The sequence below is a fragment of the Neomoorella stamsii genome, from assembly GCF_002995805.1.
Classification (GTDB): Bacteria; Bacillota; DSM-521; order Neomoorellales; family Neomoorellaceae; genus Neomoorella; species Neomoorella stamsii.
The window spans coordinates 1-22,479 of the sequence record NZ_PVXL01000011.1 but is presented as its reverse complement, the minus strand read 5'-3'; the positions used below and the strand labels follow the sequence as shown (position 1 = coordinate 22,479).

23 protein-coding genes are annotated in these 22,479 nt (G+C 56.1%); 7 read left to right on the top strand and 16 right to left on the bottom strand.

Annotation, left to right across the window (positions count from 1 at the left end):
* Positions 1 to 287: transposase domain-containing protein (locus MOST_RS01470; RefSeq protein WP_129588635.1), on the top strand; the 287-nt coding region annotated here is incomplete at its 5' end.
* 378 nt (positions 288 to 665) lie between these two features.
* Complete coding sequence (locus tag MOST_RS01465) at positions 666 to 1,703, top strand: polysaccharide deacetylase family protein (protein ID WP_054935318.1); 1,038 nt, start codon at positions 666 to 668, stop codon at positions 1,701 to 1,703.
* A gap of 161 nt (positions 1,704 to 1,864) precedes the next feature.
* Here the strand turns inward: MOST_RS01465 and MOST_RS01460 are convergent, their stop codons facing one another.
* The 3 genes from MOST_RS01460 to MOST_RS01450 all read right to left on the bottom strand — a co-directional run bounded on the left by MOST_RS01460 (position 1,865) and on the right by MOST_RS01450 (position 4,664).
* Complete coding sequence (locus MOST_RS01460; protein WP_161952787.1) at positions 1,865 to 2,209, bottom strand: ATP-binding cassette domain-containing protein; 345 nt, start codon at positions 2,207 to 2,209, stop codon at positions 1,865 to 1,867.
* Positions 2,210 to 2,282: 73 nt separating this feature from the next.
* Positions 2,283 to 2,747, bottom strand: a complete 465-nt coding sequence (locus tag MOST_RS01455; RefSeq protein ID WP_054935316.1) for a DUF134 domain-containing protein — start codon at positions 2,745 to 2,747, stop codon at positions 2,283 to 2,285.
* 99 nt (positions 2,748 to 2,846) lie between these two features.
* A complete protein-coding gene (locus MOST_RS01450; protein ID WP_054935315.1) occupies positions 2,847 to 4,664 on the bottom strand; it encodes a polysaccharide deacetylase family protein in 1,818 nt (605 codons plus the stop codon).
* Between the two features lie 245 nt (positions 4,665 to 4,909).
* On the opposite strand from MOST_RS01450, the gene minC reads away from it, so the two are divergent.
* The gene (minC, locus tag MOST_RS01445) at positions 4,910 to 5,641 is read left to right on the top strand and encodes a septum site-determining protein MinC (RefSeq protein WP_054935314.1); all 732 of its coding nucleotides are present in this window, start codon (positions 4,910 to 4,912) and stop codon (positions 5,639 to 5,641) included.
* Positions 5,642 to 5,643: 2 nt separating this feature from the next.
* On the opposite strand, the gene MOST_RS01440 is transcribed toward minC, so the two are convergent.
* The 8 genes from MOST_RS01440 to MOST_RS01405 all read right to left on the bottom strand — a co-directional run bounded on the left by MOST_RS01440 (position 5,644) and on the right by MOST_RS01405 (position 15,280).
* Positions 5,644 to 6,420: a DUF169 domain-containing protein gene (locus tag MOST_RS01440; RefSeq protein WP_054935313.1), complete on the bottom strand. Its 777-nt coding sequence runs from the start codon at positions 6,418 to 6,420 to the stop codon at positions 5,644 to 5,646.
* Between the two features lie 20 nt (positions 6,421 to 6,440).
* Positions 6,441 to 7,835 carry an oxaloacetate decarboxylase subunit alpha gene (locus MOST_RS01435; protein ID WP_054935312.1) on the bottom strand — a complete coding sequence of 465 codons (1,395 nt, stop codon included), beginning with the start codon at positions 7,833 to 7,835 and terminating at the stop codon, positions 6,441 to 6,443.
* Positions 7,836 to 7,927: 92 nt separating this feature from the next.
* Positions 7,928 to 9,676: a pyruvate kinase gene (pyk, locus tag MOST_RS01430; protein ID WP_054935311.1), complete on the bottom strand. Its 1,749-nt coding sequence runs from the start codon at positions 9,674 to 9,676 to the stop codon at positions 7,928 to 7,930.
* Between the two features lie 21 nt (positions 9,677 to 9,697).
* The gene (gene pfkA, locus MOST_RS01425) at positions 9,698 to 10,657 is read right to left on the bottom strand and encodes a 6-phosphofructokinase (protein ID WP_054935310.1); all 960 of its coding nucleotides are present in this window, start codon (positions 10,655 to 10,657) and stop codon (positions 9,698 to 9,700) included.
* Between the two features lie 60 nt (positions 10,658 to 10,717).
* Positions 10,718 to 10,918 (bottom strand): putative signal transducing protein, encoded by a 201-nt coding sequence (locus MOST_RS01420; protein WP_054935309.1) that lies wholly within the window; start codon positions 10,916 to 10,918, stop codon positions 10,718 to 10,720.
* Positions 10,919 to 10,923: 5 nt separating this feature from the next.
* Positions 10,924 to 11,157, bottom strand: a complete 234-nt coding sequence (mtrB, locus tag MOST_RS01415) for a trp RNA-binding attenuation protein MtrB (RefSeq protein ID WP_054935308.1) — start codon at positions 11,155 to 11,157, stop codon at positions 10,924 to 10,926.
* A 19-nt stretch (positions 11,158 to 11,176) separates the two neighbouring features.
* Positions 11,177 to 11,659: a pantetheine-phosphate adenylyltransferase gene (gene coaD / locus MOST_RS01410; protein ID WP_054935307.1), complete on the bottom strand. Its 483-nt coding sequence runs from the start codon at positions 11,657 to 11,659 to the stop codon at positions 11,177 to 11,179.
* An 81-nt stretch (positions 11,660 to 11,740) separates the two neighbouring features.
* Positions 11,741 to 15,280, bottom strand: coding sequence for a DNA polymerase III subunit alpha (locus tag MOST_RS01405; RefSeq protein ID WP_054935306.1), 3,540 nt, complete (start codon positions 15,278 to 15,280; stop codon positions 11,741 to 11,743).
* A gap of 115 nt (positions 15,281 to 15,395) precedes the next feature.
* Here MOST_RS01405 and MOST_RS01400 point away from each other — a divergent pair, with 115 nt between their 5' ends.
* Together MOST_RS01400 and MOST_RS01395 are read left to right on the top strand one after the other, a co-directional pair.
* Positions 15,396 to 15,719 carry a YtrH family sporulation protein gene (locus MOST_RS01400; protein WP_054935321.1) on the top strand — a complete coding sequence of 108 codons (324 nt, stop codon included), beginning with the start codon at positions 15,396 to 15,398 and terminating at the stop codon, positions 15,717 to 15,719.
* Positions 15,719 to 16,234, top strand: a complete 516-nt coding sequence (locus MOST_RS01395) for a sporulation membrane protein YtrI (RefSeq protein WP_054935305.1) — start codon at positions 15,719 to 15,721, stop codon at positions 16,232 to 16,234. The genes MOST_RS01400 and MOST_RS01395 overlap by 1 nt, the downstream gene beginning before the upstream one ends.
* On the opposite strand, the gene MOST_RS01390 is transcribed toward MOST_RS01395, so the two are convergent.
* Complete coding sequence (locus MOST_RS01390; RefSeq protein ID WP_083476400.1) at positions 16,159 to 16,398, bottom strand: alpha/beta-type small acid-soluble spore protein; 240 nt, start codon at positions 16,396 to 16,398, stop codon at positions 16,159 to 16,161. The two genes, MOST_RS01395 and MOST_RS01390, sit on opposite strands and share 76 nt — an antisense overlap.
* Before the next feature lie 34 nt (positions 16,399 to 16,432).
* Complete coding sequence (locus MOST_RS01385) at positions 16,433 to 17,593, bottom strand: YkvI family membrane protein (RefSeq protein ID WP_054935304.1); 1,161 nt, start codon at positions 17,591 to 17,593, stop codon at positions 16,433 to 16,435.
* Positions 17,594 to 17,768: 175 nt separating this feature from the next.
* On the opposite strand from MOST_RS01385, the gene MOST_RS01380 reads away from it, so the two are divergent.
* A complete protein-coding gene (locus tag MOST_RS01380) occupies positions 17,769 to 18,665 on the top strand; it encodes a selenium metabolism-associated LysR family transcriptional regulator (protein WP_054935303.1) in 897 nt (298 codons plus the stop codon).
* A gap of 1 nt (position 18,666) precedes the next feature.
* Here the strand turns inward: MOST_RS01380 and MOST_RS01375 are convergent, their stop codons facing one another.
* Positions 18,667 to 19,686, bottom strand: coding sequence for a YeiH family protein (locus MOST_RS01375; protein WP_054935302.1), 1,020 nt, complete (start codon positions 19,684 to 19,686; stop codon positions 18,667 to 18,669).
* Positions 19,687 to 19,908: 222 nt separating this feature from the next.
* Between MOST_RS01375 and MOST_RS01370 the strand changes: the two genes are divergently transcribed.
* Complete coding sequence (locus MOST_RS01370) at positions 19,909 to 20,331, top strand: ferritin-like domain-containing protein (protein WP_054935301.1); 423 nt, start codon at positions 19,909 to 19,911, stop codon at positions 20,329 to 20,331.
* 109 nt (positions 20,332 to 20,440) lie between these two features.
* Here the strand turns inward: MOST_RS01370 and MOST_RS01365 are convergent, their stop codons facing one another.
* Entirely contained in the window at positions 20,441 to 21,535 is a 1,095-nt protein-coding gene (locus tag MOST_RS01365; protein ID WP_054935300.1) for a GerAB/ArcD/ProY family transporter, read from the bottom strand.
* A partial coding sequence (locus tag MOST_RS01360) for a Ger(x)C family spore germination protein (RefSeq protein ID WP_129588634.1) occupies positions 21,536 to 22,479 on the bottom strand: 944 nt, incomplete at its 5' end.

Here is a 22,479-nt window from a genome sequence, read left to right as displayed (position 1 = left end):
AAGACGGGCGTCTGGAACTCGACAACAACCGCAGCGAACGCTCCATCAAGCCCTTCGTCATCGGCCGTAAGAATTGGTTGTTTGCCAATACACCACGGGGTGCTAAAGCCAGCGCCATTACCTACAGCATCATAGAAACGGCAAAAGAAAACGGGTTAAATCCCTTCCACTACCTCATTTGCCTCTTTGAAAGACTTCCCAACTTGGACCTCAAGGATAAAAACGCCCTGGATCAACTCCTGCCGTGGTCGGAAACTCTGCCTCCTGTCTGCCGGATGAATAATTAAGCTTGTTTTAGCCCCCACCTCAGATGATAGGTGGGGGTTATTTTATACTTACGTAACGCAAAAGGTGGGTAGTATTTGACGCTTACAGATCAGCTTTTCCCCGGGGGGGGCCAACTCCGGTACCATTCTTTACTGGGGTTAAGGATAGTCCTGGAAATACCGGCCCGCTATCAAAAATTTTTTACGGAACGGCTTCCAGTACCACTCGGAGGTGATAAAATAGTTTAAAGGAGTTTTTACCCAGTAGCCACGCAAAAGGGGTTAACCCCCCCGCCGGCGAATTATGAAAAAAGTTTGGCTTCAGCGGCAGACCGTTCCCCAAGGGGTAGGGAAAAGAAAGCCGGTAAAAAGGTCGTATTTTTGCAGGAGGGGCCAGGGGTGAAAAAAATTGCCGCCGTTGTGACGGCTGTAGTCTTGCTTTTGTCCTTGACTGTTATTTACGGCAAATCTTCTTCCCGCCGCCCGGACCAGGAAGTAAATACTGCCGGCAGCGCCTCAATAAAAACTGCTGGCCCAGAAACAACGCCCGTATCCGTAACAAAGGAAGCCACAACAATAACGCCTGCCCTGGTTGCTACAACCATCAGTCCTGCAAAGATCATTTACCAGAATAAAGTCGTCGTTCTCATCTACCATCATCTTGATTACCATGAAGTCCCGGGGTTAGTTATCTCCCCGCAACGCTTTCGCCACCACCTGGATATGCTCCGGGAGCAGGGTTACCGGGTCATCAGCCTGGACCAGTTGCGCGATTTTCTAAATGGTGGACCTATTCCTGATAATGCCGTTCTTATTACCTTTGACGACGGCTATGAAAGCGTCTACCAGTACGCCCTGCCCGAACTGCGCGAGAGGCAGATGCCGGCCGTTTCCTTTGCCATTGCCGGCTATGCAGGGCAAAAATTAGGCCATCTCCAGCATTATGGCTGGGAGGAAGCCAGGGAAATGGCGGCCGCCGGGTTTATCACCCAGTCTCATACTTACAATTTGCATAGCTACGGTCTTCTAGCTAACGGCCATCAAGGCCCCCTCCTGAGTGGTCCTTTAAAAGATCAAAGCCCGGATGATTTTATGAATATGGTCTACCAGGACCTGGCCCGCTCCCGGGAGGAAATTGAGGCTCACCTGCAGCAACCGGTCTGTGCCCTGGCCTTGCCCTATGGCGCAGCCAGCCACCTGGCCATACAGGCAGCCGTCCGGGCCGGTTTTAAGCTTATTTTTACTACCCAGGCAGGCGCTATTACCCGGAAAAGCAATCCCCTGGCCCTGCCCCGGAACAATGCCGGTTCGCCGGCCGTATCGGCCAGCGAACTCGACATAATGATCCGTAAAGCTGCCGGAGTAGAAACTCCAGCTTTAACAAAGCCACAGGCCCAAACCAGGATAACTGGTAAAAAGGCTAATAAAAGGATCTAGCGAAGGACCAGCCATCCCCATTTGTTCCTCACTACAAATAATGCCAGTGGCCGGGATTGCCCGCTACTGGCATTTTTCGTAACCAGGTTAATGGGCATGCAGGTAGAAATAGCCCTGATGGTGGTGCTCATGGAAGGCTGCGTCAATAAGGTTGACCCGCATCAAGAGCTCGCGGTTGGCCAGGATTTCCCCGGGCGAGCCTGCTGCAGCCAGCCGGTGGTCTTCCCCCAGGACGAAAACCCGTCCGCAATTACCGGGACAATAGCCAGGTCGTGGGTGGCGGTGATCAGTTTATGGGGGGGACGGTCGGCCAGGGCTTCCAGTTCCAGCAGGGCCAGGAGGGAATCCACCCGGGCTTTAACTTCGGCCTGCGGTAATTCCAGTTGCAGGGGGCCAAAGGCCAGCTCTTCCCTGACGCTGGCGTTAAAACTCAGGTAACCGTCAGGAATATGCATGCTGACAATGAGACTACTACCCTGCCTCCAGGCAGGCCAGCAGATCTCCATGGCCCACGCTTACAAAAACAACCTTGCTGAGCTAATTATACAGGCTTGAGATGGCCTCAAGAAAGCAATAATCCTACTTTTTTGCAGGGTCAATCCCCCCCTGCCAGCCGTGGCGCCGGCAGCGGCCCCGTCCCGGGCCGGAAGCCGGGCTGGAGATTTCTGCACTGCCGCAGCGGGGGCAGGTTCCTGTTCCCTCCGTTTCCGGTTCCCATTCATGGCCACATTCCTCACAGCGGGCCTTCGGCCCGGCCAGGCGGTAAACCCCGCCCTCCACCCGGATAGCCTTACCATTAATCAGGGCATCGGCAACCTTACCCCGGGCTGCGTTGAGTATACGGAAAAAAGTTGGCCGCGAGACCCTCATCCTGGCGGCGCAGTCTTCCTGCTCCAGGCCTTCTATATCCTTCAGGCGAATGGCTTCCAGTTCTTCCACTGCCAGGACAACTTCTTCCAGCTGGCGTAAAGGTACTGCTGCCGGTTTAAAATAAGTGATCCCGGGTATAAATTCTACCCGCCGGCACTTGGGTGGCCTCGGCATTGTGGTCCCCCACTTTCTAACTTTATCTTTACCCTATCATAACCTTTATGTGGTCTTATGTCAACAAAAAGACATCCAATACCTAGTTCCTACAGGGTTTTATTTTAGCCGGCGCAGGTAGATCTCATTCTCAACTATACCGGCTGTCGTGGTTATATACAACCATTCTCCCTCCTGCCACCAGGTCAGGTAACGGCCGGTCACGCGATAACGGTGACTTCCAGTGTGGACGGCCACCGTCAGATCGGCCAGGCCGGCCTTATTTTTGAGCTTTATTACCCAGCCGGCGGGACCCCGGTTAAAGGTAGCTTGCGCCTGCTCATGGCGGTTTAAAAAGGAGGCAAAGCGGCTCATGGGCCAGACCAGCAAGCGCCCTTCCTCCTGGTCCCTGGCCGCCCGGTTAGCCAGGTAGGCCAGGGCCGCCAGGGCGTACTCCTTTTTGCTGGCATGGGTATAAATCAAGCGGATGGCGTGTTCCTCCTCGATAAAGTTGAGGAGGTCATCAAACCAGCTTTTAACCTCTTCCAGGGGTACGCCGGCAGCCATTAATTCCTCCAGGGCGGCATACTTCTGGTAAGGGGTGATGGGGAAAGACCATAAGCTGCCGCTAACCTGGCGGCCGTGAAAAATGCTGCGGGTAGGGCTGGAGCCAGTATCCCCGGGGCTGTAGTAAGCCAGTACGCCTCGTTGTTGTAACCACTCATTGACAAAGGCAGGATGGTTACCTACGGGAGCGCTGTATTCCAGCACCGGCTGGCCGGTAATTCCGGCCAGGGTATCGCAATTCAAGGCCAGGTAGCGCCAGACCTCCTGGCGCGGCAGTTTTTCCAGGTTGGCCGCAAAATAATTATGGATCCAGCCACCATGGGAACCGATGGCTCCGTATCTCTGCATTAATTCCACCCAGGGCCGCCCTTTAAAGGGCGAGGCGGCATCAAAGCCGTAACCGTCTCCTGGCCGGTATGTATCCGGGCCGGCAGTGATGTGAATGGAATACTGGAGGTCGGGCCGGAAAATACCCCGCTGGATCATAGCCCGTAAAGGGCCGATATGGGCATTGCTGTCCAGGTGAAAGTTGACTACGAGCCCGCCTTTACCCCGGGGCGTATTGACCAGGCGGGGGAGGTGGGCATATTTGATTAAAAAGGTCCGTATAATGGAACGTAAGGCGAGGTCGTCGGACATTTGCTTGTAATACCCCAGGGGTATGTTAACAAAAACCACGCTCCCCCCCGAGGGATAAGATTTTTCGGTAATAACCGGATTTAAGCCTGCCTGGCTGTCAAAGGCTATCAGCCGGGCGTCCAGAAGCCTCGCCAGGACATGTCGGTAGCGCAGCCGCCCGTAACCATAGCTGCTGACGGCATTCTCCCGGTCCAGCTTACCGGGTGTGATCCCCCAGGATGCCGCTACCTGGGGCGTAGAAAACTGCCAGTAACCGCTGTCATAGGTTTGCTGGTCCCCACCCGGTGCCGGGCCGTAATTTACCCCGGCCAGGCCTGCCAAGGCCGGCTCGGGTAGCCTCTCCCCGCCAGCCCCCCTGGTCCCGGGGTCATAGACCAGTAAAACCTTACCGCCTGAGTGGACATAGTCGGTTAATACCCGGGGTACCGGCGACGGCAAAACCTGGTTTAACCCTTCCGGCAAAATCAGGGCCGGGTAGCGTGCTACCAGTTCCCGGGGTGACAGGTTCAGGTCCCCGGGGCCAACTTCCGCCCAGGGGAAACCCTCTTCCTTTAAGACCGCTCCATAGGCCGCCAGGGTGCCCTGTTCTGCCCCTGGCGTTGTAATTAAGAGCCCTGCCCGTACCTGGTGGGTTGCCTGGGTTGGTTGCAGCCAGCCGGTACTCGCCACTATGAGCAAGATTAAAAACGCTATTGAACCTAAAAAATAATGCCGGAATTTAATTTTTACCATCCTGCCTTTACCCCTGCCAGAAAGAATAACCAAAAACCATAGCCTATTATTCGCCTGAAGAGGTAGGAATCCTTCCAGACTTAAATCTCGACAGGGCTTAACACCCTTCCTGCCCGAACTGGTCCCGGCAACAAATAGCGGCAACTTTTTTCCCTGCAGCAGGAAAAATGGTATTTCAAGGCGAATCTTTCCAGTAAGATGGATTTACTGCCGAAAATTTTTCCTGCCCGGAAAGGAGTAGCCACATGGCGCAGGATTGTATCACCTTCAAAGGGACCCGTGGCGGCCTGCTGATTTTATTAGATGCCAGCCGGGATTTTAATGAACTGCGGGCTAACCTCGCCGCTAAATTTGCCGCGGCCAGGGGCTTCTTCCAGGGCGCTTCCTTTGCCCTGGTACCAACCTCCCCTTTAAGCAGCCGGGAAACAGCCGAACTGGAAGCTATCTGCCGGGAGCACGGCCTGGTCCCGGGGACCAATATACCTTTGCCGGATCGCTACCGGCCCCAGAAAAACCAGGGAAAACTGGCCCCTGCCACTATGGTAGCGGGCGCTAACTGTTACTCTACCTCTGCTGTTCCACCTGCCGGCTTGCATGTAGCGCCTGCCCCTGCAGCAGCCGGCGCTGCCGGGCTCTCTACCCTGCTGGAAGAAGGCAATCTCCGTAACGGCCAGGAACTGGCTTACAGCGGCCATGTGGTGCTGGTGGGCAATGTTCACCAGGGTGCCACCATTAAAGCCGCTGGCAACATCCTGGTCATGGGTACGCTGCTGGGCAGTGCCCACGCCGGAGTCTCAGGTGACAGGGCAGCCGTTATTGTTGCCTATCGCTTGGTCCCGGCGCAGCTCAGTATCGCCGGCGTAATCGCCCGCTCCCCGGAGCAAAAAACAAGGCGGGCCTACCCGGAGATAGCCCGCCTTGCCGGCGATAAAATTATCGTCGAACCATATTTAAGCCGTAAACCCCCCTGCAACTGAACTTATTTGTCTTCCAGGTCTTCCGGCTGCATGGTATAGGCCGGCACCATAGTTGGCGTGTAGTTGTTAAAGGGCGCCACCGGGTAGAGCTGGCCGTGACCCATGAGCAAGCTCTCCATATTTTCGACTATGGTTTCCAGCAAACTGTAAGGCGCTGCGAAAACCAGCTCATCCTTCTGGGTCCCCCCGAAGGTACGGTCGCCGGCGCAGGGAAAGCCAATGATGGGCTTTTGTTCTTTCAGGGCAAAGCCAATGGAAGAACAGAGGGCCGCTTCGGCTACCGTATCAGCCTTAACCGGTTCCCCTGTTTCATGGAGGCAGCAGTGGACCAGGCGCATAACTTGCGCCGGGTTGGCGTAAATGACCACCACATCGGGGTCTTCTTTGGTAAAGCCTTCTACAGGGGCTACAAAAATACCGTCATAAACTTTACCGGCATCCCCCACCTTGTAGGTATTGGCCATAAAGCGCCGGCCGGCTTCGACATCGGCTACATAGCGGCCCAGGGGGGCTTTACCGCTGGTGAAGCGCTCCGGGGTCTTGATGAGGCCGGTGCAGGCGGCGCCAATGGCGCAGACCATGAGGTCCGGGGTACCGGCACTGGCCCGGCCCTGGTAGCGGGCCGCCGATACCTGCTGGCAGATGTTGATTTTCCAGTTGTACGGCCGCCGGGGCAGGTCCTTCCTGTCTTTATAAAGCTTTACACCTACGATGCCCGTATCCAGGCGCAGGACTTCAGTTAACCTTCTGACCATGGTGGTTTTGTCTAAATCTGCCATGGTTTCTCCTCCTTTAAATTTTATGCCGGGTAATATGCTTCCCTGGCCGCAGCTACCAGTTCGTAGTCCACACGGGTACGGGCGGCCAGGCGCTCGGCCAGGAATTGTTTAGCTACTGCCGGGAAGATGGCATAGGAGAGGACGTCTTCTTCCTTCTCCATGTAGGGCGCTACTTCCTGCCGAGCTGCCGGCAACTGGGGTTCCAGCAGGTCGGCGGGGCGGCAGGTAATGGGTTCTTCGTCACCAATGATTTTACGGCGGACCTCTTCATTGACCGGCACCGGCGGCTGCCCATAGAGGCCCCGCAGGTAATCCTTGACTTCCCTGGTTACCATCTTGTAGCGCTCCCCGGCCAGGACATTCAATACTGCCTGGGCGCCAACCATCTGGCTGGAGGGGGTGACCAGGGGCGGGTAGCCGAGGTCTGCCCTGACTCGCGGCACTTCGGCCAGCACCTCCGGCAGGCGGTCCAGGGCGTTCTGCTGGGCCAGCTGGGACATAAAGTTGGAAAGCATCCCGCCCGGGATCTGGTAACGCAGCACATTGGCGTCAACGGTACCGTCGCCCACGTCAAATTCCCGGTACTTCTTGCGAACCTGGCGGAAATATACGGCTATTTCGGCCAGTTTATCCAGGTCGAGGCCGGTATCCCAGGGAGTCCCGGCCAGGGCGGCCACCATGGTCTCGGTTGCCGGCTGGGAAGTGCCCAGGGCCAGGGGGGACATGGCCGTATCCAGGACATCGGCGCCGGCTTCCACGGCCTTCAGGTAAGTCATGGCGGCCATGCCGCTGGTATAGTGGCAGTGAAGCTGGAGGGGCAGGTTTACTTCAGCCTTAATTTTTTGCACCAGCCGGTAGGCATCTGCCGGGGTGAGGAGGCCGGCCATATCCTTGATACATAAAGAATCGGCACCTAGGTCGGCCAGGTTCCGGGCCAGGCGTAAATAATAGGCATCGTCATAAACAGGCCCCAGGGTGTAGCAGATGGTGGCCTGGACATGACCGCCCTCTTCCTTCGCCACCTTCATGGCCAGGGCCATATTGCGGATATCATTCAGGGCATCGAAGATGCGTAAGATATCGATGCCGTTTTTTATGCTCATTTTCACAAACTCGGCAACAACGTCGTCGGCATAATGGCGATAACCCAGGAGGTTTTGCCCCCGGAGAAGCATCTGCAGCCTGGTGCGGGGCATGGCCTGGCGTAAAGCCCGCAGGCGTTCCCACGGATCTTCGTTTAAGAAACGCATGCAGGCATCAAAGGTAGCACCACCCCATACCTCCAGGGAATGAAACCCGATAGCATCCATTTGGGCCGCTATGGGGAGCATATCCTCAGTTTTGAGCCGGGTGGCCAGCAACGACTGGTGGCCGTCTCGCAGGGTTGTATCGGTTATACTTACTTTTTGCGGCATAATTCAATCCTCCGCGGAAATCTTCCTTACAAAATTCTTCCTGGCGCGGGCATCCCTCCGCTAACCCGGAAAACACCTATAACACCCGCGTCCTATAACACCCGTGTCTGGCCGCGGTAGACCAGGCCCCGGACAACGTCGACAGTCACAATCATACCGTCAGCCAGCTTTTGGGTTGCGCCTTCAGCCCCCACTACTACGGGGATTCCCAGGCTGAAGCCATTGACGGCCGCGTGGGAACTCAAGCCCCCCGCCTCGGTAATAATGGCCGCTGCCCTTTCCATGGCCGGTAAAAAATCGGGCCCGGTTTCTGCCGTAACCAGGATATCGCCCTTTTGGACCCTGGCTATGGCCTCGGCTGCCGTCTTCACCAGGCGCACCGGGCCACTGGTCACCTCCCTGCCGATACCCCGGCCCCGCACCAGCACCTCGCCAACGATATGTACCTTGAGCAGGTTGGTCGTGCCGGGCACCCCGGCAGGTACACCGGCGGTAATGACTACCAGGTCGCCCTGTTTGACCCGGCCCGAGAGAATGGCTGCCGCTACGGCCGCGTTGACCATTTCATCGGTACCGCTGGTGGGCTCGACAAGCAGGGGTTCGACACCCCAGACCAGGCAGAGCTGGTTCAGCACCCTTTCATTGGGACTGGTGGCCAGGATAGGGGCCTGGGGGCGGTATTTGGCCACCCGCCGGGCAGTAGACCCGGAAGCTGTCGGTGTAATGATGGCTGCCGCACCCAGCTCATAAGCGATGGTACAGCTGGCATGGCTGATGGCATCTGTGGCCGTCCGTTCGGCAGCCAGGCCCTTTTTCAGCAACAGGTCGCCGTAGGGCAGCCCCCTTTCCGCCCGCCGGGCAATGCGGGCCATGGTGGCCACTGCCTCTACCGGGTAACGGCCCATGGCCGTTTCCCCGGAAAGCATGATGGCATCAGTACCGTCAAAAATAGCATTGGCCACATCGCTGGCCTCGGCCCTGGTCGGCCGCGGGTTATGGATCATGGACTCCAGCATCTGGGTCGCTGTGATGACGGGCTTGCCAGCCCGGTTACAGGCCTCGATAATTTTCTTCTGGACCAGGGGTACTTCTTCCACCGGGATTTCTACCCCCAGGTCACCCCGGGCCACCATGATCCCGTCGGCCACCTGGAGTATTTCCTCCAGGTTGTTGACGCCAGCCTGGTTTTCGATCTTGGCAATAATCGCCACCCTGGCGCCGCGTTTCTCCAGCTCTTTGCGCGCCGCCAGGACATCAGCAGCCGTGCGGACAAAGGAAAGGGCGATAAAATCTATCCCCTGCTCAAGGCCAAATTCCAGGTCTTTAATGTCCTGTTCCGTCAGGGCCGGCAGGCTAATCTCGGCTCCGGGAATGTTGACACCTTTATGGCTGGAAATAACATCGCCGTGGCGGACCCGGCAGCGAATCTCAGTGCTGGTTGTATCCAGGACTTCCAGCTCAATTAAACCATCGTCTAATAAAATCGTCTGGCCGGGCCGGACATCCCCGGGCAGGCCGGCAAAGCTTACCGGCAGGCGGCAGGCATCGCCGGTAATGGGTTCCGTGGTGAGTATAACTTCGTCCCCATCCTTTAGGGTTACCTCGCCCCGGATCTCCCCCAGGCGGATTTCCGGGCCTTTATTGTCCAGCATCAGGGCCACCCTGACACCCAGTTCCGCCGCTGCCTGGCGGACGGCAGCCATCCGCGCCCCGTGTTCAGCGTGGCTACCGTGGGAAAAATTGAAACGGGCTACATTCATGCCCGCCCGGATCATCTCTTTGATAATGTCAACCCGGGAACTCGCCGGGCCCAGGGTGCAGACAATTTTGGTGTGGCGCATAGTTGCCCCCCCCTGCCATTCTTACAGGGCCAGCACTTCGGCCAGGCGGTATAAATCCGGGTCGATGGTCTTTTTTTCCTGGAGGATTGTTTCCAGGTCCCGGTCTACCAGTTCATTGGCCGCTATGCCTGCCATGCGGCTGCTGGCACCAGAAGCTAGAAGCTTTACCGCGTGGGCGCCCAGGCGGCTGGCCAGCAGGCAGTCAAAGGCCGTCGGCGCTCCCCCCCGCTGGATATGGCCGAGTATTGTTACCCGGCTTTCCAGTTTGGTGCGCTTGCCGATTTCCCGGCTCACTTCCAAGGCACTACCCACACCCTCAGCTACCACAATAATGCTGTGGAGCTTGCCCCGGTGGCGGCCCCGCTCGATCCGTTCGACCACCTGGTCATAATCGACGGGATATTCCGGTATCAGGATGGACTCGGCGCCGCCGGCAATGCCGGCCGCCAGGGCAATCTGGCCCGAATGGCGCCCCATAACTTCAATGATGAAAATCCGTTCGTGGGAAGTTGCCGTATCCCGGATGCGGTTGATGGCTTCCACGGCCGTATTGACGGCCGTATCAAAGCCAATGGTATAATCGGTACCGGCAATGTCGTTGTCAATGGTACCGGGGATGCCAACCGTCGGCATTCCTTTTTTCGCCAGGTGAACGGCGCCGTGGAAGGAACCGTCGCCGCCGATGACCACCAGGCCTTCAATGCCTTCCCGCCTCAGGTTGTCCAGGGCTATGGCCCGGCCGGCTTCCGTGCGAAATTCCTCTGACCGGGCCGTTAATAAAATAGTACCGCCCCGGTGGATAATGTCGGCCACCGCACCGGTATTGAGGCGGCGAAAATCACCCTGGATTAATCCTGCGTATCCCCGGGCAATGCCGATTACCTCCATGTTCAGGGCGGCAGCCTGGCGGACTACCGCCCTGATGGCCGCATTCATTCCCGGGGCATCACCCCCGCTCGTCAGTACTCCTATCGTCCGCAAGAAGTTCCCTCCTCAAAAATTATATGGTTTTGGCGGAGGTATGTCTCCCCGCCGCTTTCTTCATCGTACCAGGGCCGTATTTAATATTTCATTGGCTTCTTCAGCTTCCGATTCGGGGACCAGGAGTTCGTACCCCGCCAAGTCCTCCATCTGGCAGGAGCCAATGGGCCGCAAGTTTACCATGATACCCTCCTGGGTCAACACCTCTTTCAGGCGCAAGGCCTGTTTACGGTTGGCCGCGATGTAGATCACAGTCCACATGCCGCTCACTCCCCCGCTTCTAAACTCCCGTATTTGGTGAGAACCAGAGCCCGGCCGCGGATTTTCATAGCAGAGGTATGCTCGGTAAACTGGGCAATCATGATTTCTCCTTTATCTAGTTTTTCGGAGTGATGGAACTTGGTATCCTTGCCACGCGTCAAGCCAATGATGGTTACCCCGTTCTCCAGGGCTTTAATGGCAATAAAATCGGCACCGGTCACACTGTCCCTGCCCTCCATTTATAACCTACACCTCCTCCTACAAAAATCCGTAGCGTTGTAATAAGGCTCGTTCTACTTCCGGCGGCACCAGGCCGCGGATGCACCCTCCCAGGGAGGCTGCCTGGCGAATAATGCTTGAACTTATGAAGGAGTACTCGGTAGCTGTCATTAAAAATACCGTCTCCAGGTCGCCGGCCAGTTTTTTATTCATGATGGACATCTGGAACTCATATTCAAAGTCGGAAACAGCCCTTAGACCCCTGACGATGGCCACGGCGCCTTCCTGGTGGGCAAAATCAACCAGGAGCCCGGAGAAGGCCTTGACCGTGACCATGGGCCAATCTCTGGTAACAGCTTTTACTAACTTTACCCTTTCCTCCAGGGAAAACAGGGTTTCTTTATAATTATCAGCAGCAACTCCTACAATCACCCGGTCAAAGATCCCGATGGCCCGCCGGATGATATCCAGGTGCCCGTTGGTGATAGGATCAAAGGTACCTGGATATACAGCCACCCTCAATGGCTATCACCCCCTTGCCTCCTTAATTTAAGCTAATTCCACTCCTCTATTGATATTCCTGCTAAGGAGACTTTAAATTATCTATTTTTCCGGTACTAATTTAACTTTATCTTGCCCACCTAAAAGGCGAGCCAAACTTGCCAGCAGGGCCGGAACCGGTTCAACCCATAGCCGGCGGTGAAGAACAAGGGTCCGCCCCTCGCTGCTCAAGTGCAGGTACACCGGGCAGTCACCGGGAAAAGCGGTCAAAATATCCTGCAGGGCTGCCCTCTGCTCTTTCCCCGTCAACTTCAGGTACAGGCGCCGGCCAGACCTGCGCTCCCCATCCTTCCCGATGCCGGCAAGGGCAGGCGGCGCTGCCCCTGTCTCCTGTCCAGATACCCCCTGCCGGCCCACTGCTCCGCCCGGCGATGTCACGGCCGGAAGACCGCTGGCCGGTGCTCCTGCCTCGCCGGGACCTGCCTTTACTGGCTTAACCTGGTCGGCCAGGACCTGAACCCCTTCCTCCTGTTTATCGGCATGACCATAAATAATAACTACCTGGTCGGGGGCAAGCCAGGCACGGCCCTGGCTGTAAATACGGGGGAAAAGGACGACTTCCACCTGGCCGCTAAAATCCTCCAGGGTAAGGACGGCCATGGGCTCACCCTTGCGGGTGACCAGGCGGCGCAAACCGCTTACCACGCCGCCAAGGATAACCTGGCTGCCGTCGGGTATTTCGGAGAGATCAGACAGGGCATGGGTAACGACCTGCTGCAAGGCTTCTGTATAGGGCTCCAGGGGATGACCGCTTAAGTAGAAGCCCAGGAGTTCCTTTTCCATGGCCAGGATGTCGGCCCGGGAAAAATCGGCCAGATGCGGCAGGAGCGGCTCGTTAACTTCTTCCGGTACCATATCCATTAAAGATATCTGGCCGCTGCGGCGGTCCTCCTGGCGCTGGGCTGCCAGCTCAAAACATTCATCCAGGATGGCCAGGAGCTGCCGCCGGTTGGGGTGCAGGGAGTTAAAGGCGCCGCAGCGGATGAGACTCTCCACCACTCTTTTGTTGGCCAGCCTCGAGTCCACCCGGCGGCAGAAGTCCAGGAGGGAAGTGAAGGGACCCCTGGCCTCCCGGGCGGCAATGATGGCTTCCACGGCGGCACGGCCGACGTTTTTAACCGCCGCCAGGCCGAAGCGGATGTGCCCGCCGGCGATGGTGAAATCCACACCAGATTCGTTGACATCAGGTGGCAGGACCCTGATCCCCAGGCGTTGACATTCGGCGAGATAAGGCCCCATTTTGTCCAGGTGTTCGGCCACACTGGACAGAAGGGCTCCCATCAGTTCCGCCGGGTAATGGGCCTTGAGATAGGCCGTCTGGTAGGCTACCAGGGCATAGGCCGCCGAGTGGCTGGCATTGAAACCGTACCCGGCAAAGTATTCCATGAGTTCAAAGATTTTAATGGCTATATCTTCCGGCAGGCCTTTTTTGACGGCCCCGGCCAGAAAACGCTCCCGCTGGGCCGCCAGGACCTCCGGCTTCTTTTTGCCCATGGCCCGGCGCAAAAGGTCAGCCTGGCCCAGGGTAAAGCCGGCTAGCTCGCTGGCAATGCGCATGACCTGCTCCTGGTAAAGGATGACGCCGTAGGTATCCTTGAGGATAGGCTCCAGGGAGGGGTGGAGGTAAGTAATGGGCGTTACGCCGTGCTTGCGCTCTATAAAGTCCTCTACCATGCCGCTACCCAACGGGCCGGGCCGGTACAGGGCCACCAGGGCGATAATGTCCTCAAAGCGTTCCGGTTTTAATTCCTTTAAAATGGCCCGCATGCCGCTGCTTTCCAGCTGGAAGATACCGCTGGTTTCTCCGCTGGCCAGGAGCCGGTAGGTAGCCCGGTCATCCAGAGGCAGGTTTTCCAGGTCCAGGTCGCGGCCGTAGTTCAAGCGGATAGCCCGGCAGGCCTGGTCGATCACGGTCAAGGTGCGGAGGCCCAGGAGGTCCATTTTTAAGAGGCCCAGTTCTTCCACCACCTGCATAGGAAACTGGGTCGTCACGGCCTCACCGGTTTTTTGCAGGGGCAGGTAGTAAGTTAAGGGTTCCTGGGTAATCACAATCCCGGCCGCATGGGTAGAGGCATGGCGGGGCATGCCCTCCAGGGCCCGGGCCGTATCCAGGAGTTCCCGCACCGCCGCGCTGCCTTCATAGCTTTCCTTTAATTCTGGCGTTGTGGCCAGGGCCCGGTCCAGGGTAATGCCCAGCTCCAGGGGAACCATCCTGGCAATCCGGTCGACTTCGCTCAAGGGCATCCCCAGGACCCGGCCCACATCCCTGACAGCAGCCCGGGCAGCCATGGTGCCAAAGGTAATAATCTGGGCCACGTGCTCCCTACCGTATTTTTCCAGGACATACTGGATAACCTCGTCCCGGCGCTCAAAGCAAAAGTCAATATCTATATCGGGCATACTGACCCGCTCCGGGTTGAGAAAGCGCTCAAAGAGGAGGTTATAGCGCAAAGGGTCTATGGCGGTTATCCCCAGGCAGTAGGCCACAAGGCTACCGGCAGCCGAGCCCCTGCCCGGCCCTACCGGGATACCTTTCCGGCGGGCAAAATTGACCATGTCCCAGACAATGAGGAAATAGCCCGGGTAGCCCATTTGTTCAATAATGCCCAGCTCATAGTCGAGGCGCTGCCGTGCCGTGCCGTCATCCCGGGGGTAACGCCTGCTGAAACCCTCATAGCAGAGACGGCGCAGGTAACTGGCAGTATCCTCTCCCGCCGGTAGCCGGTAGGCCGGCAGGTGCAGTTGACCAAAGGTGAAGTCGAAGTTACAGCGTTCGGCAATGGCCAGGGTATTGGTTAAAGCAGAGGGCACTTCGGTAAAAAGGGCCGCCATTTCTCCAGGGCTTTTTAAATAAAACTGGGCGTTGGGAAAGCGGAGGCGGTTGGGATCGTTAAGGGTTTTACCCGTCTGGATACAGAGGAGGATATCATGGACGCGGGCCTGGTCCTGGGAGACGTAATGGACATCGTTGGTGGCCACCAGGGGTAAACTTAACCTCTGCCCCAGTTCAATGAGGCGGCGGTTTATCTTGCGCTGTTCCGCCAGGCCCTGGTCCTGGAGTTCCAGGTAGAAATTCTCCCGGCCAAAGACCTCCCTGAGCCAGGCAGCCGCTTCATATGCCTTTTCCTCCTGGTCCTTTAAAAGCCGGTCCGGCACCTCGCCGGCCAGGCAGGCGCTTAAAGCAATTAGGCCCTGGCTGTGGCGGCTCAAAAGTTCCCGGTCCACCCGGGGTTTATAATAAAAACCCTCCAGGTAGGCGGCCGAAACCAGGGCCGCCAGGTTCCGGTAACCGGTAGCGTCGGCAGCCAGGAGGACCAGGTGGTACTGGTAATCATCCCGGTGGGGCTCCCGGTCGTGCCGGGACCTGGGGGCCACATAAACCTCGCAGCCAATAATGGGCTTGATCCCTTCTTGCCGGGCTGCTTTGTAGAAATCCACAGCCCCATACATGACACCGTGGTCCGTCAGGGCCAGGGCGGGCATACCCATCTCCCTGGCGGCCCGGACCAGGTCATTAATGCGGCCGGCCCCGTCCAGGAGGCTGTATTCACTGTGGACATGGAGGTGGACGAAGGAATTCATGGGGAGTAATTTCTACATCCAGGGCCAGATTCCTCTTGCTTTTGTCTGGCATAGGCCATCCTTGGCAGCCGTATATATATATAATGGAGGAGATATTTCCGGAGGAATAATCCCGGTGGATGGTTTTTTTCCCAAGCTGCTGCTCATCTTTTTTACCGCCCTGGGGGTCGTCCTGGGAGCGGCAGTAGTCGGTTCCCTGGCGGCCGTCCTCGTCGGGCAGCCGCCTTTAAGGACCATGACCCGCCTGGCCCTGGAAATAAAGATCTGGGCCATTGCCGCCGCCATGGGCGGTACCTTCAGCGCCATCGAAATCCTGGGCCAGGGCCTCCTGGAAGGTCAGTTCCGCGTCCTGGCCAAACAGCTATTATTTATCATTGTAGCCTTTATCGGCGCCCAGGTGGGTTACTGGCTCATCCAAAACCTGGCCGGAGGTAAGTAATGCGCTACCTGGCCATCTTTATCCTGGGTTTTCTCCTGGGCGCCAGCCTGACCAACCTCCTCCTGGCCCGCCAGCAGGAGCAACTCCACCTGGCCCGGACGGAACTGGAACAGCGCCTGGCGGCAGCCAGTGAAGAACTGGTCCAATTAAAAGAAAACCTGGACCGGGAAAGCCGCCAGGTAATTGTGGCCGTCGAGCCGGTGATTACTTTTAGCGGCGACAGGCCCCCGGCAGTGGAAGGCCGGGCTGTTACCCAATCCCTTACCCGGGAAATCCAGGACATCCTGGCTCCCCTGAAGGGCCAGGAAGTGCGCCGTTTAAACCCCGCCCTCGTCCCCGCTATGATTGACGGCCGTACCGTCAAGGTGAACGGCCGCCAGTTTAAACTTAAAGTTACCCTGCTCCTGATCAGCGATAAGGTAATTGTCCACGTCCAGGCTCATGGCCTGCCAGCTTCTTCTTCGTCGTCAGCCGTATCCCTGATGGCCGGTTGCCCCGCCACAGTAGCCATATAGCCGGAGCCAATCTTCATCTTCGCCAGCAACCCGCCAATTTTGCCGCTTTCCGCCGCACTCAAAGCCCCCCAGCCCTCCTTTTCTATTTTGGCCAGCAGGCCCAGTTCGGCGGCCACTTCCAGTTTTAAAGCCAGGACTTCCGGATCTTCCTTCTTTTTACCCACCAGGCATCACCTGCATCCGGCCGGATCATCTTCCCTATTGTTGCTCCTGCCCGTCCCTTCTACTCCTATTTATAGCTTCTCCCTCGACAGGCTTGCGAGCCGGGGCAGGGGCCAGGCGCTTTACAGGCCCTAGCCGTAAAGCCGGCAGGGCTTCCCTTAAAGCGTAATAGGCCAGCGCCCCCAGCAGCAAGAGGCCAGCGTAACCCACCAGGGGGAAAAGGGTGGCCACCAGGCGGGAAAAGCCGAATTGCGAGGCTACCAGTGCCACGGTGCTGGCCCCGATTGCCAGCCAACGAAAGCTATTCCTTCCTCCCAGCCGCACCATGCGGGCGGTGAAGCCATAGAGGCTGCTCACGGCGGTAGTATAAATCTCTGCCAGCAAGACGACGCTGTAAAAGGTACGTAAGAGAGGGGTGAAACTGCCGGCTATATGCAGCATAGGTACCTCCAGGGCCGTTACTGCCGGGGCGGTAGTTATCAGCGCCAGGGTAATGGCCATGGCCCCCATTCCCAGGCCCAGGCCGCCCAGGGCCGCCCCTGGCAGGAGATGCTCCGGCCGGCCCAGGGCTCCCAGGGGGGCCAGCACGGCGATGGCCAGGACCAGGTTATAGGAGGCATACAACAGGGCCGCCAGGGGCCAGAAGGGCACGGCCGCCCGGGTCATGTCACTCCAGGAAAGGTTAGCTATGAAGGCAGGTAGATTTCTAGTTACCGCTACTAAGCTTATCCCCATGACAGATGTTATTAAGACCGGTGCTACTAGGCTAATGGAGCCAATTACCTTGTTGATGCCTGCCAGCACAGTAATCAAGGTGATAATCACCAGCAGGCTGCTGCCCCAAAAACCGGGCAGGCGGAATTCCTGGCTGAAAATGGCCCCGGCACCGGCAGCCATGACGGCCAGGGCGCCAAAAAGGAAGAAGGTCGTAATAATATCTACCGCCCGGCCTATCCAGGGGCCGCCGGCCCGGTGCATTACTGCCAGGTGGGATTCGGCTGCCAGTTGATGTCCCAGGCGCAGGACGGTGTAGCCAAAAAAGATAAACAGGGCTGTGGCCAGGATAAGGCCGAAGATACCCCGCAGGCCAAAGTAACCAAAAAACTGCAGCACCTCCTGGCCGGAGGCAAAACCGGCCCCTACGACGGTGCCGATATAGGCAGCGGCGATCTGCCAGGTCGCATACTGTTTAGCCATAGTAATTTTATTTTGCCTTAAACAGGCCGCTAATAAACTGGCAAAAGGATAACTTCCACGAAATTATGGTCCTCCTTTCGCAAATACGACTATGTATTATGGTATTAAATAAAATCCCTCTGAAAGGATAGACCGGGGGCTAAAAAGCTGTTATAGTTTTTATTGGTGATGCCTCTTGCTCGATACCCAGCTGCTCGTTTTCAAAGCTGTAGCCGAACAAAAGAGTTTTTCCCGGGCCGCCCGGGTATTGCACCTGACCCAGCCGGCCATCAGCCTGCACATCCAGTCCCTGGAAGAATATTTTGGCACCCGCCTCCTGGACCGCAATAACCGCCAGGTTACCCTCACCGAGGCAGGCCGGGTCCTCTATAAATACGCCCTGGAACTGAGCAAACTATATGACGAAGCCAAAAAAGCCCTGGCCGATGTCAGTGGTAAAGTTAAAGGACACCTGGTAGTAGGCGCTACCCTTACCATTGGCGAGTACTTTTTACCCCGTTTTACCGGGCAATTTAAACAGCAATACCCCGAGGTAGAAATAACCTTACAAGTTGCCAATACCCAGGAAATCATCCGCCGGGTTTTAGCTGGTGAACTGGATTTAAGCGTCATTGAAGGCCAGGTTGAGCACCCCAACTTAATCCAGGAAGATCTCTTTCAGGACGAACTGGTGCTCATCGTTCCCCCGGGTCACCCCTGGGCTAGCCGCGGGGAAATCCAGCCAGGAGAATTGAAGGAGGAACCCCTTATCCTGCGGGAAGAGGGGTCCGGGACCAGGCAGGTAGCCGAAGCAGGTTTAAGGCAAGCAGGATTAGAACCCTCTAGCCTTAAAGTAATAATGGAATTGGGCAGTACCCAGGCCATTAAAGAAGCTGTGGAAGCCGGGCTGGGCGTAGCCATTATCTCCCGGCTAGCAATAAAAAAAGAGAGCAGGCATAACCTGCTCCGGGAAGTAAGATTACAGGGGGCTGATTTCAGGCGTACCTTCCATCTCGCCTATAACCGTCATAAATTTCGCAGCGCCGCAGCCGAAGCCTTCCTTGAGCTTTTGCGCTCCAACTGTCCTTTTTAACTTATAAGCTGGTAATAACCAGTAAAAGAGTTAAACTAAGTACAACTGAACCCACCAGGCCGATTACCAGCCCTCTGGTACCAACCCTTTTAATCATCTCCAGGCTGACGTTGAGGCCCAGGCCGGCCATGGCCATGGTAAGGAGAAAAACGCCGCCCTGGATCATGGTCGCTGTCAGGGAAACCGGTAGAATGGACATGGTATTGAGACCACTTAAGGCCAGGAAACCGAAAATAAACCATGGTACCTGTAGCTGGCGCCAATTCCAACCGGCGCCTGTTTTACTCCGGGGAGCAAAAATTATACCCAGCAATAGAGCTACCGGCACCAGGAGAGCCACTCGCCCCAGCTTTACCAGGATAGCAATATCCGTACTGGCGCTGCCGCCGGCCTGGGCTGCCGCAATGACGTGGGCCAGTTCATGGAGACTGCTGCCGGAAAATAAACCGTACTCATAAGAAGTCAAATTAATTACTGGATAGAGAAGAGTATAAATTATTGTAAACAGTGTACCAAGCAAGGCGATAATGGCTACCGCCACGGCAGTTTCATCATCCCGGGACCTAACTACCGGGGCAACGGCAGCAATAGCTGCCGCCCCGCAAATACCGGTCCCCGCAGCTATGAGGATGGCTAATTTTTTATTAAGCCCCAGCTTCTGCCCCAAAAAAGTAATAACGACCATAGCCAGGAAAATGGCAAGGGCATCAAGAATAATAACCCGCGGGCCGGCAGCAACAATTTCAGATATGTCCAGGCGCAGTCCCATGAGGATAATACCATAACGGAGAATTTTTTTGCTGGCGTAATTTATACCCACCTCGGCCGTTTCCGGGACGGCCATGAAGGAACGCCAGGCGATACCTAAAAGAATAGCCAGCACCATGCTGCCCATGATGTTTAATATGGGCAGGGTGGCCAGTTGCCTGGCTACCAGGGCCAGCATTATAGTCAGGCCCAGCCCCTGGATAAGCCCCAGGCCCTGATTGCCGTCTGTGGCTGTAAGGCTTTTGGTAGACATGCTCTTCCTCCCCTTCTGGTCAATTTTAAATCCAGGATAACATGGGGGAGGGTATGGTGTAAAATATATAAAACTTATCAGGGTCATTAGCCAGCTTTAATATCGACCTTTTACCCTGGTATTTTTTTTGATGAAAAGGTTGACAGGAATGGGTACAATATATATAATAAAACCGTAAACATTAACAGTAACCATTACTATTATTGAAGGAGGAAGTTAGCAATGGCAGAACTAGTTAATGACGTCAAACTGGGTATAACCAAGGGCACGGTAGTCGAGGATGCCGTCGAGGCCAATTTTAAAGGTGAAACCATGGAGGTTGGCCTGTATCTCGCCATGGCCCGCCAGGCCCTGCGGGAAGGCTACCCCGAGGTGGCCCTGGCCCTGGAGAAAATCGCCTGGGAAGAAGCCGAGCATGCCGCCCACTTTGCCGAACTGAATGGCAAAATTAGCGCCAGCACCAAGGAAAACCTGGAAAAGATGCTGGCCGGCGAGCTGGGGGCCAACAAGGGCAAGCGTGAGGCTGCTATCAAGGCCAAGGAAAACAACATCGACCATGCCCATGACTTCTTTGACGAGTCCTCCCGGGACGAAGGCCGCCATGCCCTGGCCCTGGAAGGTCTGCTTAACCGCTACTTCAAGTAAAATCCCTTTAACTATCATGCCAGCAGGCCTGCATCTTTGTAAGCGGCACACACTTGCAGCCGGGGAATGCTACCCCGGCTTTTTTGCTTGGATTGGCAATCCGGTGCTTTCAGGAAGACCCGGCGGGAGGAAAACGTATGATGGCAATAAGATAGAGGATAGCTGGTATGATTAGCAAAAAAGCAAAGCCCAGGGGTTGAAGAAAGAAAAAAAAGCTTTTCACTTCCAGGTTACTCCCTGGATGCCGGGCCAGGAAATAGACGAGAGGCAACAGGTAAAAAACCAGCTGGCGATAGTCTTTTAATTGCAACAGGCGCCCGGCCAGGTAAGCGCTGGCCCAGAGGAGAGCCGCGACCGTAGGAAACACCAGAATAATCCACAGGGAGATAAAAACTAGGCTGATGCGTTCAATAAAGGTACCGGCAAACTCGGCCAGCTGAGTAACGCTTAAACCCGGAATTAAAGAATACTTAAGGAGCTCAATTCCTAAAACTCCCTGGCAGGTGGTCAGGACAGTGATTACGACGACCATTACCACCAGGTAACCCCTGCTGGCAGCCTGCCAGGCTTCCCGCGGTTGCCGTAGGAATGGAACTAGGATTAGAAACAGGCTCATTTCTTCGGCATTACTAATGCGCCAAAAGGCCAGGCGCAGGACCGGCCAGGGCCCCCTGGGTAAGATTGGTAAGAAATTATCAAAGCGAAAATGGGGCAGGACCAGTAAAAAAAGCATCATAATCAAGGGTAAAGTAACTATGCAGATAATGATAGAGGCCCGGGCCAGGGGTTCCAGCCCCCGGCTGGCCAGATAGGCCGCCACAATAAGTAAAGATAAAAGGATTGCTTCGTCCGGCGTGCGCGCCAGCAGGGAATTTTTGATTACATCAGTAGTAACCCGCGTAACGTGGGCCGTCAAAGCGAGCCAGTAAAAAAGTAAACCTAAACTCAGGGGCCAGGCCACCCAGCGGCCGGCAATTTGCCGGCTGAAGCCGAAAAAATCCTGCTGGGGAAACTTCATGGCCAGGCGGGTAAGAATGTAGATTGCTCCCAGGCTGAAAAAAGTCTCCAGGGGTGAAACCAGCCACATGTCCACCCCCACCTGATCGGCTATATCCCTGGCGCCGATTAAGGTCCCAACTTCGATCATTGCGGCTACAGTTAAAAAGAAGGCTTCACTGGTACCAATTCTTTCTTGCGATAGCATTTAGCTCACCATACCTGTACGTCTGATGCTTACCTTTACTTGTACCGTAACTGGCAGGCCGGAGTATATTTGCCGCCACTGCCCTTTCATTGCTTCCCACTGGCGCGGCCTAACTTTTTCCACCTTGCGACCAAAGCCCAGTACATCAGCCTGGTACTGTTGCTGTAATTTGCCCAGTACCTGCCTGATACGCTCCTCCATTAATCTGGCCGCCCTGTTTTCCACTTGATGCAGGTCGGCAGCCGCAAACAACTTGGGATTGCCCATTTTTTCAGCTATTTTACCTTCAACCTTTATTTTTATAGTAAAACTTAATTTATCTTCTTCCATTAGAGGCTTTACTTCCGCCTGGAGCTTACCAAATTCTACACTTAAAGTTTGCTGTAACTCTGGTACCGGTACTACCAGGATGTCGCAACCTTTAGTTTCCCCGGTGATCCAGAGGGCGGCCTGGGTTTCTTCGGGAGTGAGCCACCCCCCCAGCCGCCCTTCTCGAATTACGCCCGTACCGCTAACTTCTAATTCTTGCCCGGGCACCATCTTAACCCTTGCCAGCAAAATATCCTGGCCGGCGTCCAGGGCGGCCAGCACTTCAGCTAAAGAATGCTTGACAAAACGGGAAGTCTTAATGACTTGCTGCATCTGTTCATGTAAAAACAGGCTGACACTGCGGGCAAATTTGGGCCGGGCTTCCATAATGTCCCCGGCAGGCCCCTCGGCCAGCAGGACATCAATAGCCAGATAGCTTTCCCGGTTGCGAGCCCAAAAATCTAATACCGACCTTAAATCACCCCGGCGGGCCAGTTCTTCGCCCATGAGAAGTATTTTTTGGTGGCCAAAGAAAAGGGTTCGTTCCGAACGGGTAGCTGCCTTACGTATGGCCTCGGCAAAGGTAGTCCCCGTTAAAGTTAGACGCCAGGTTGGCATGGTATTCTCGTCTTGCC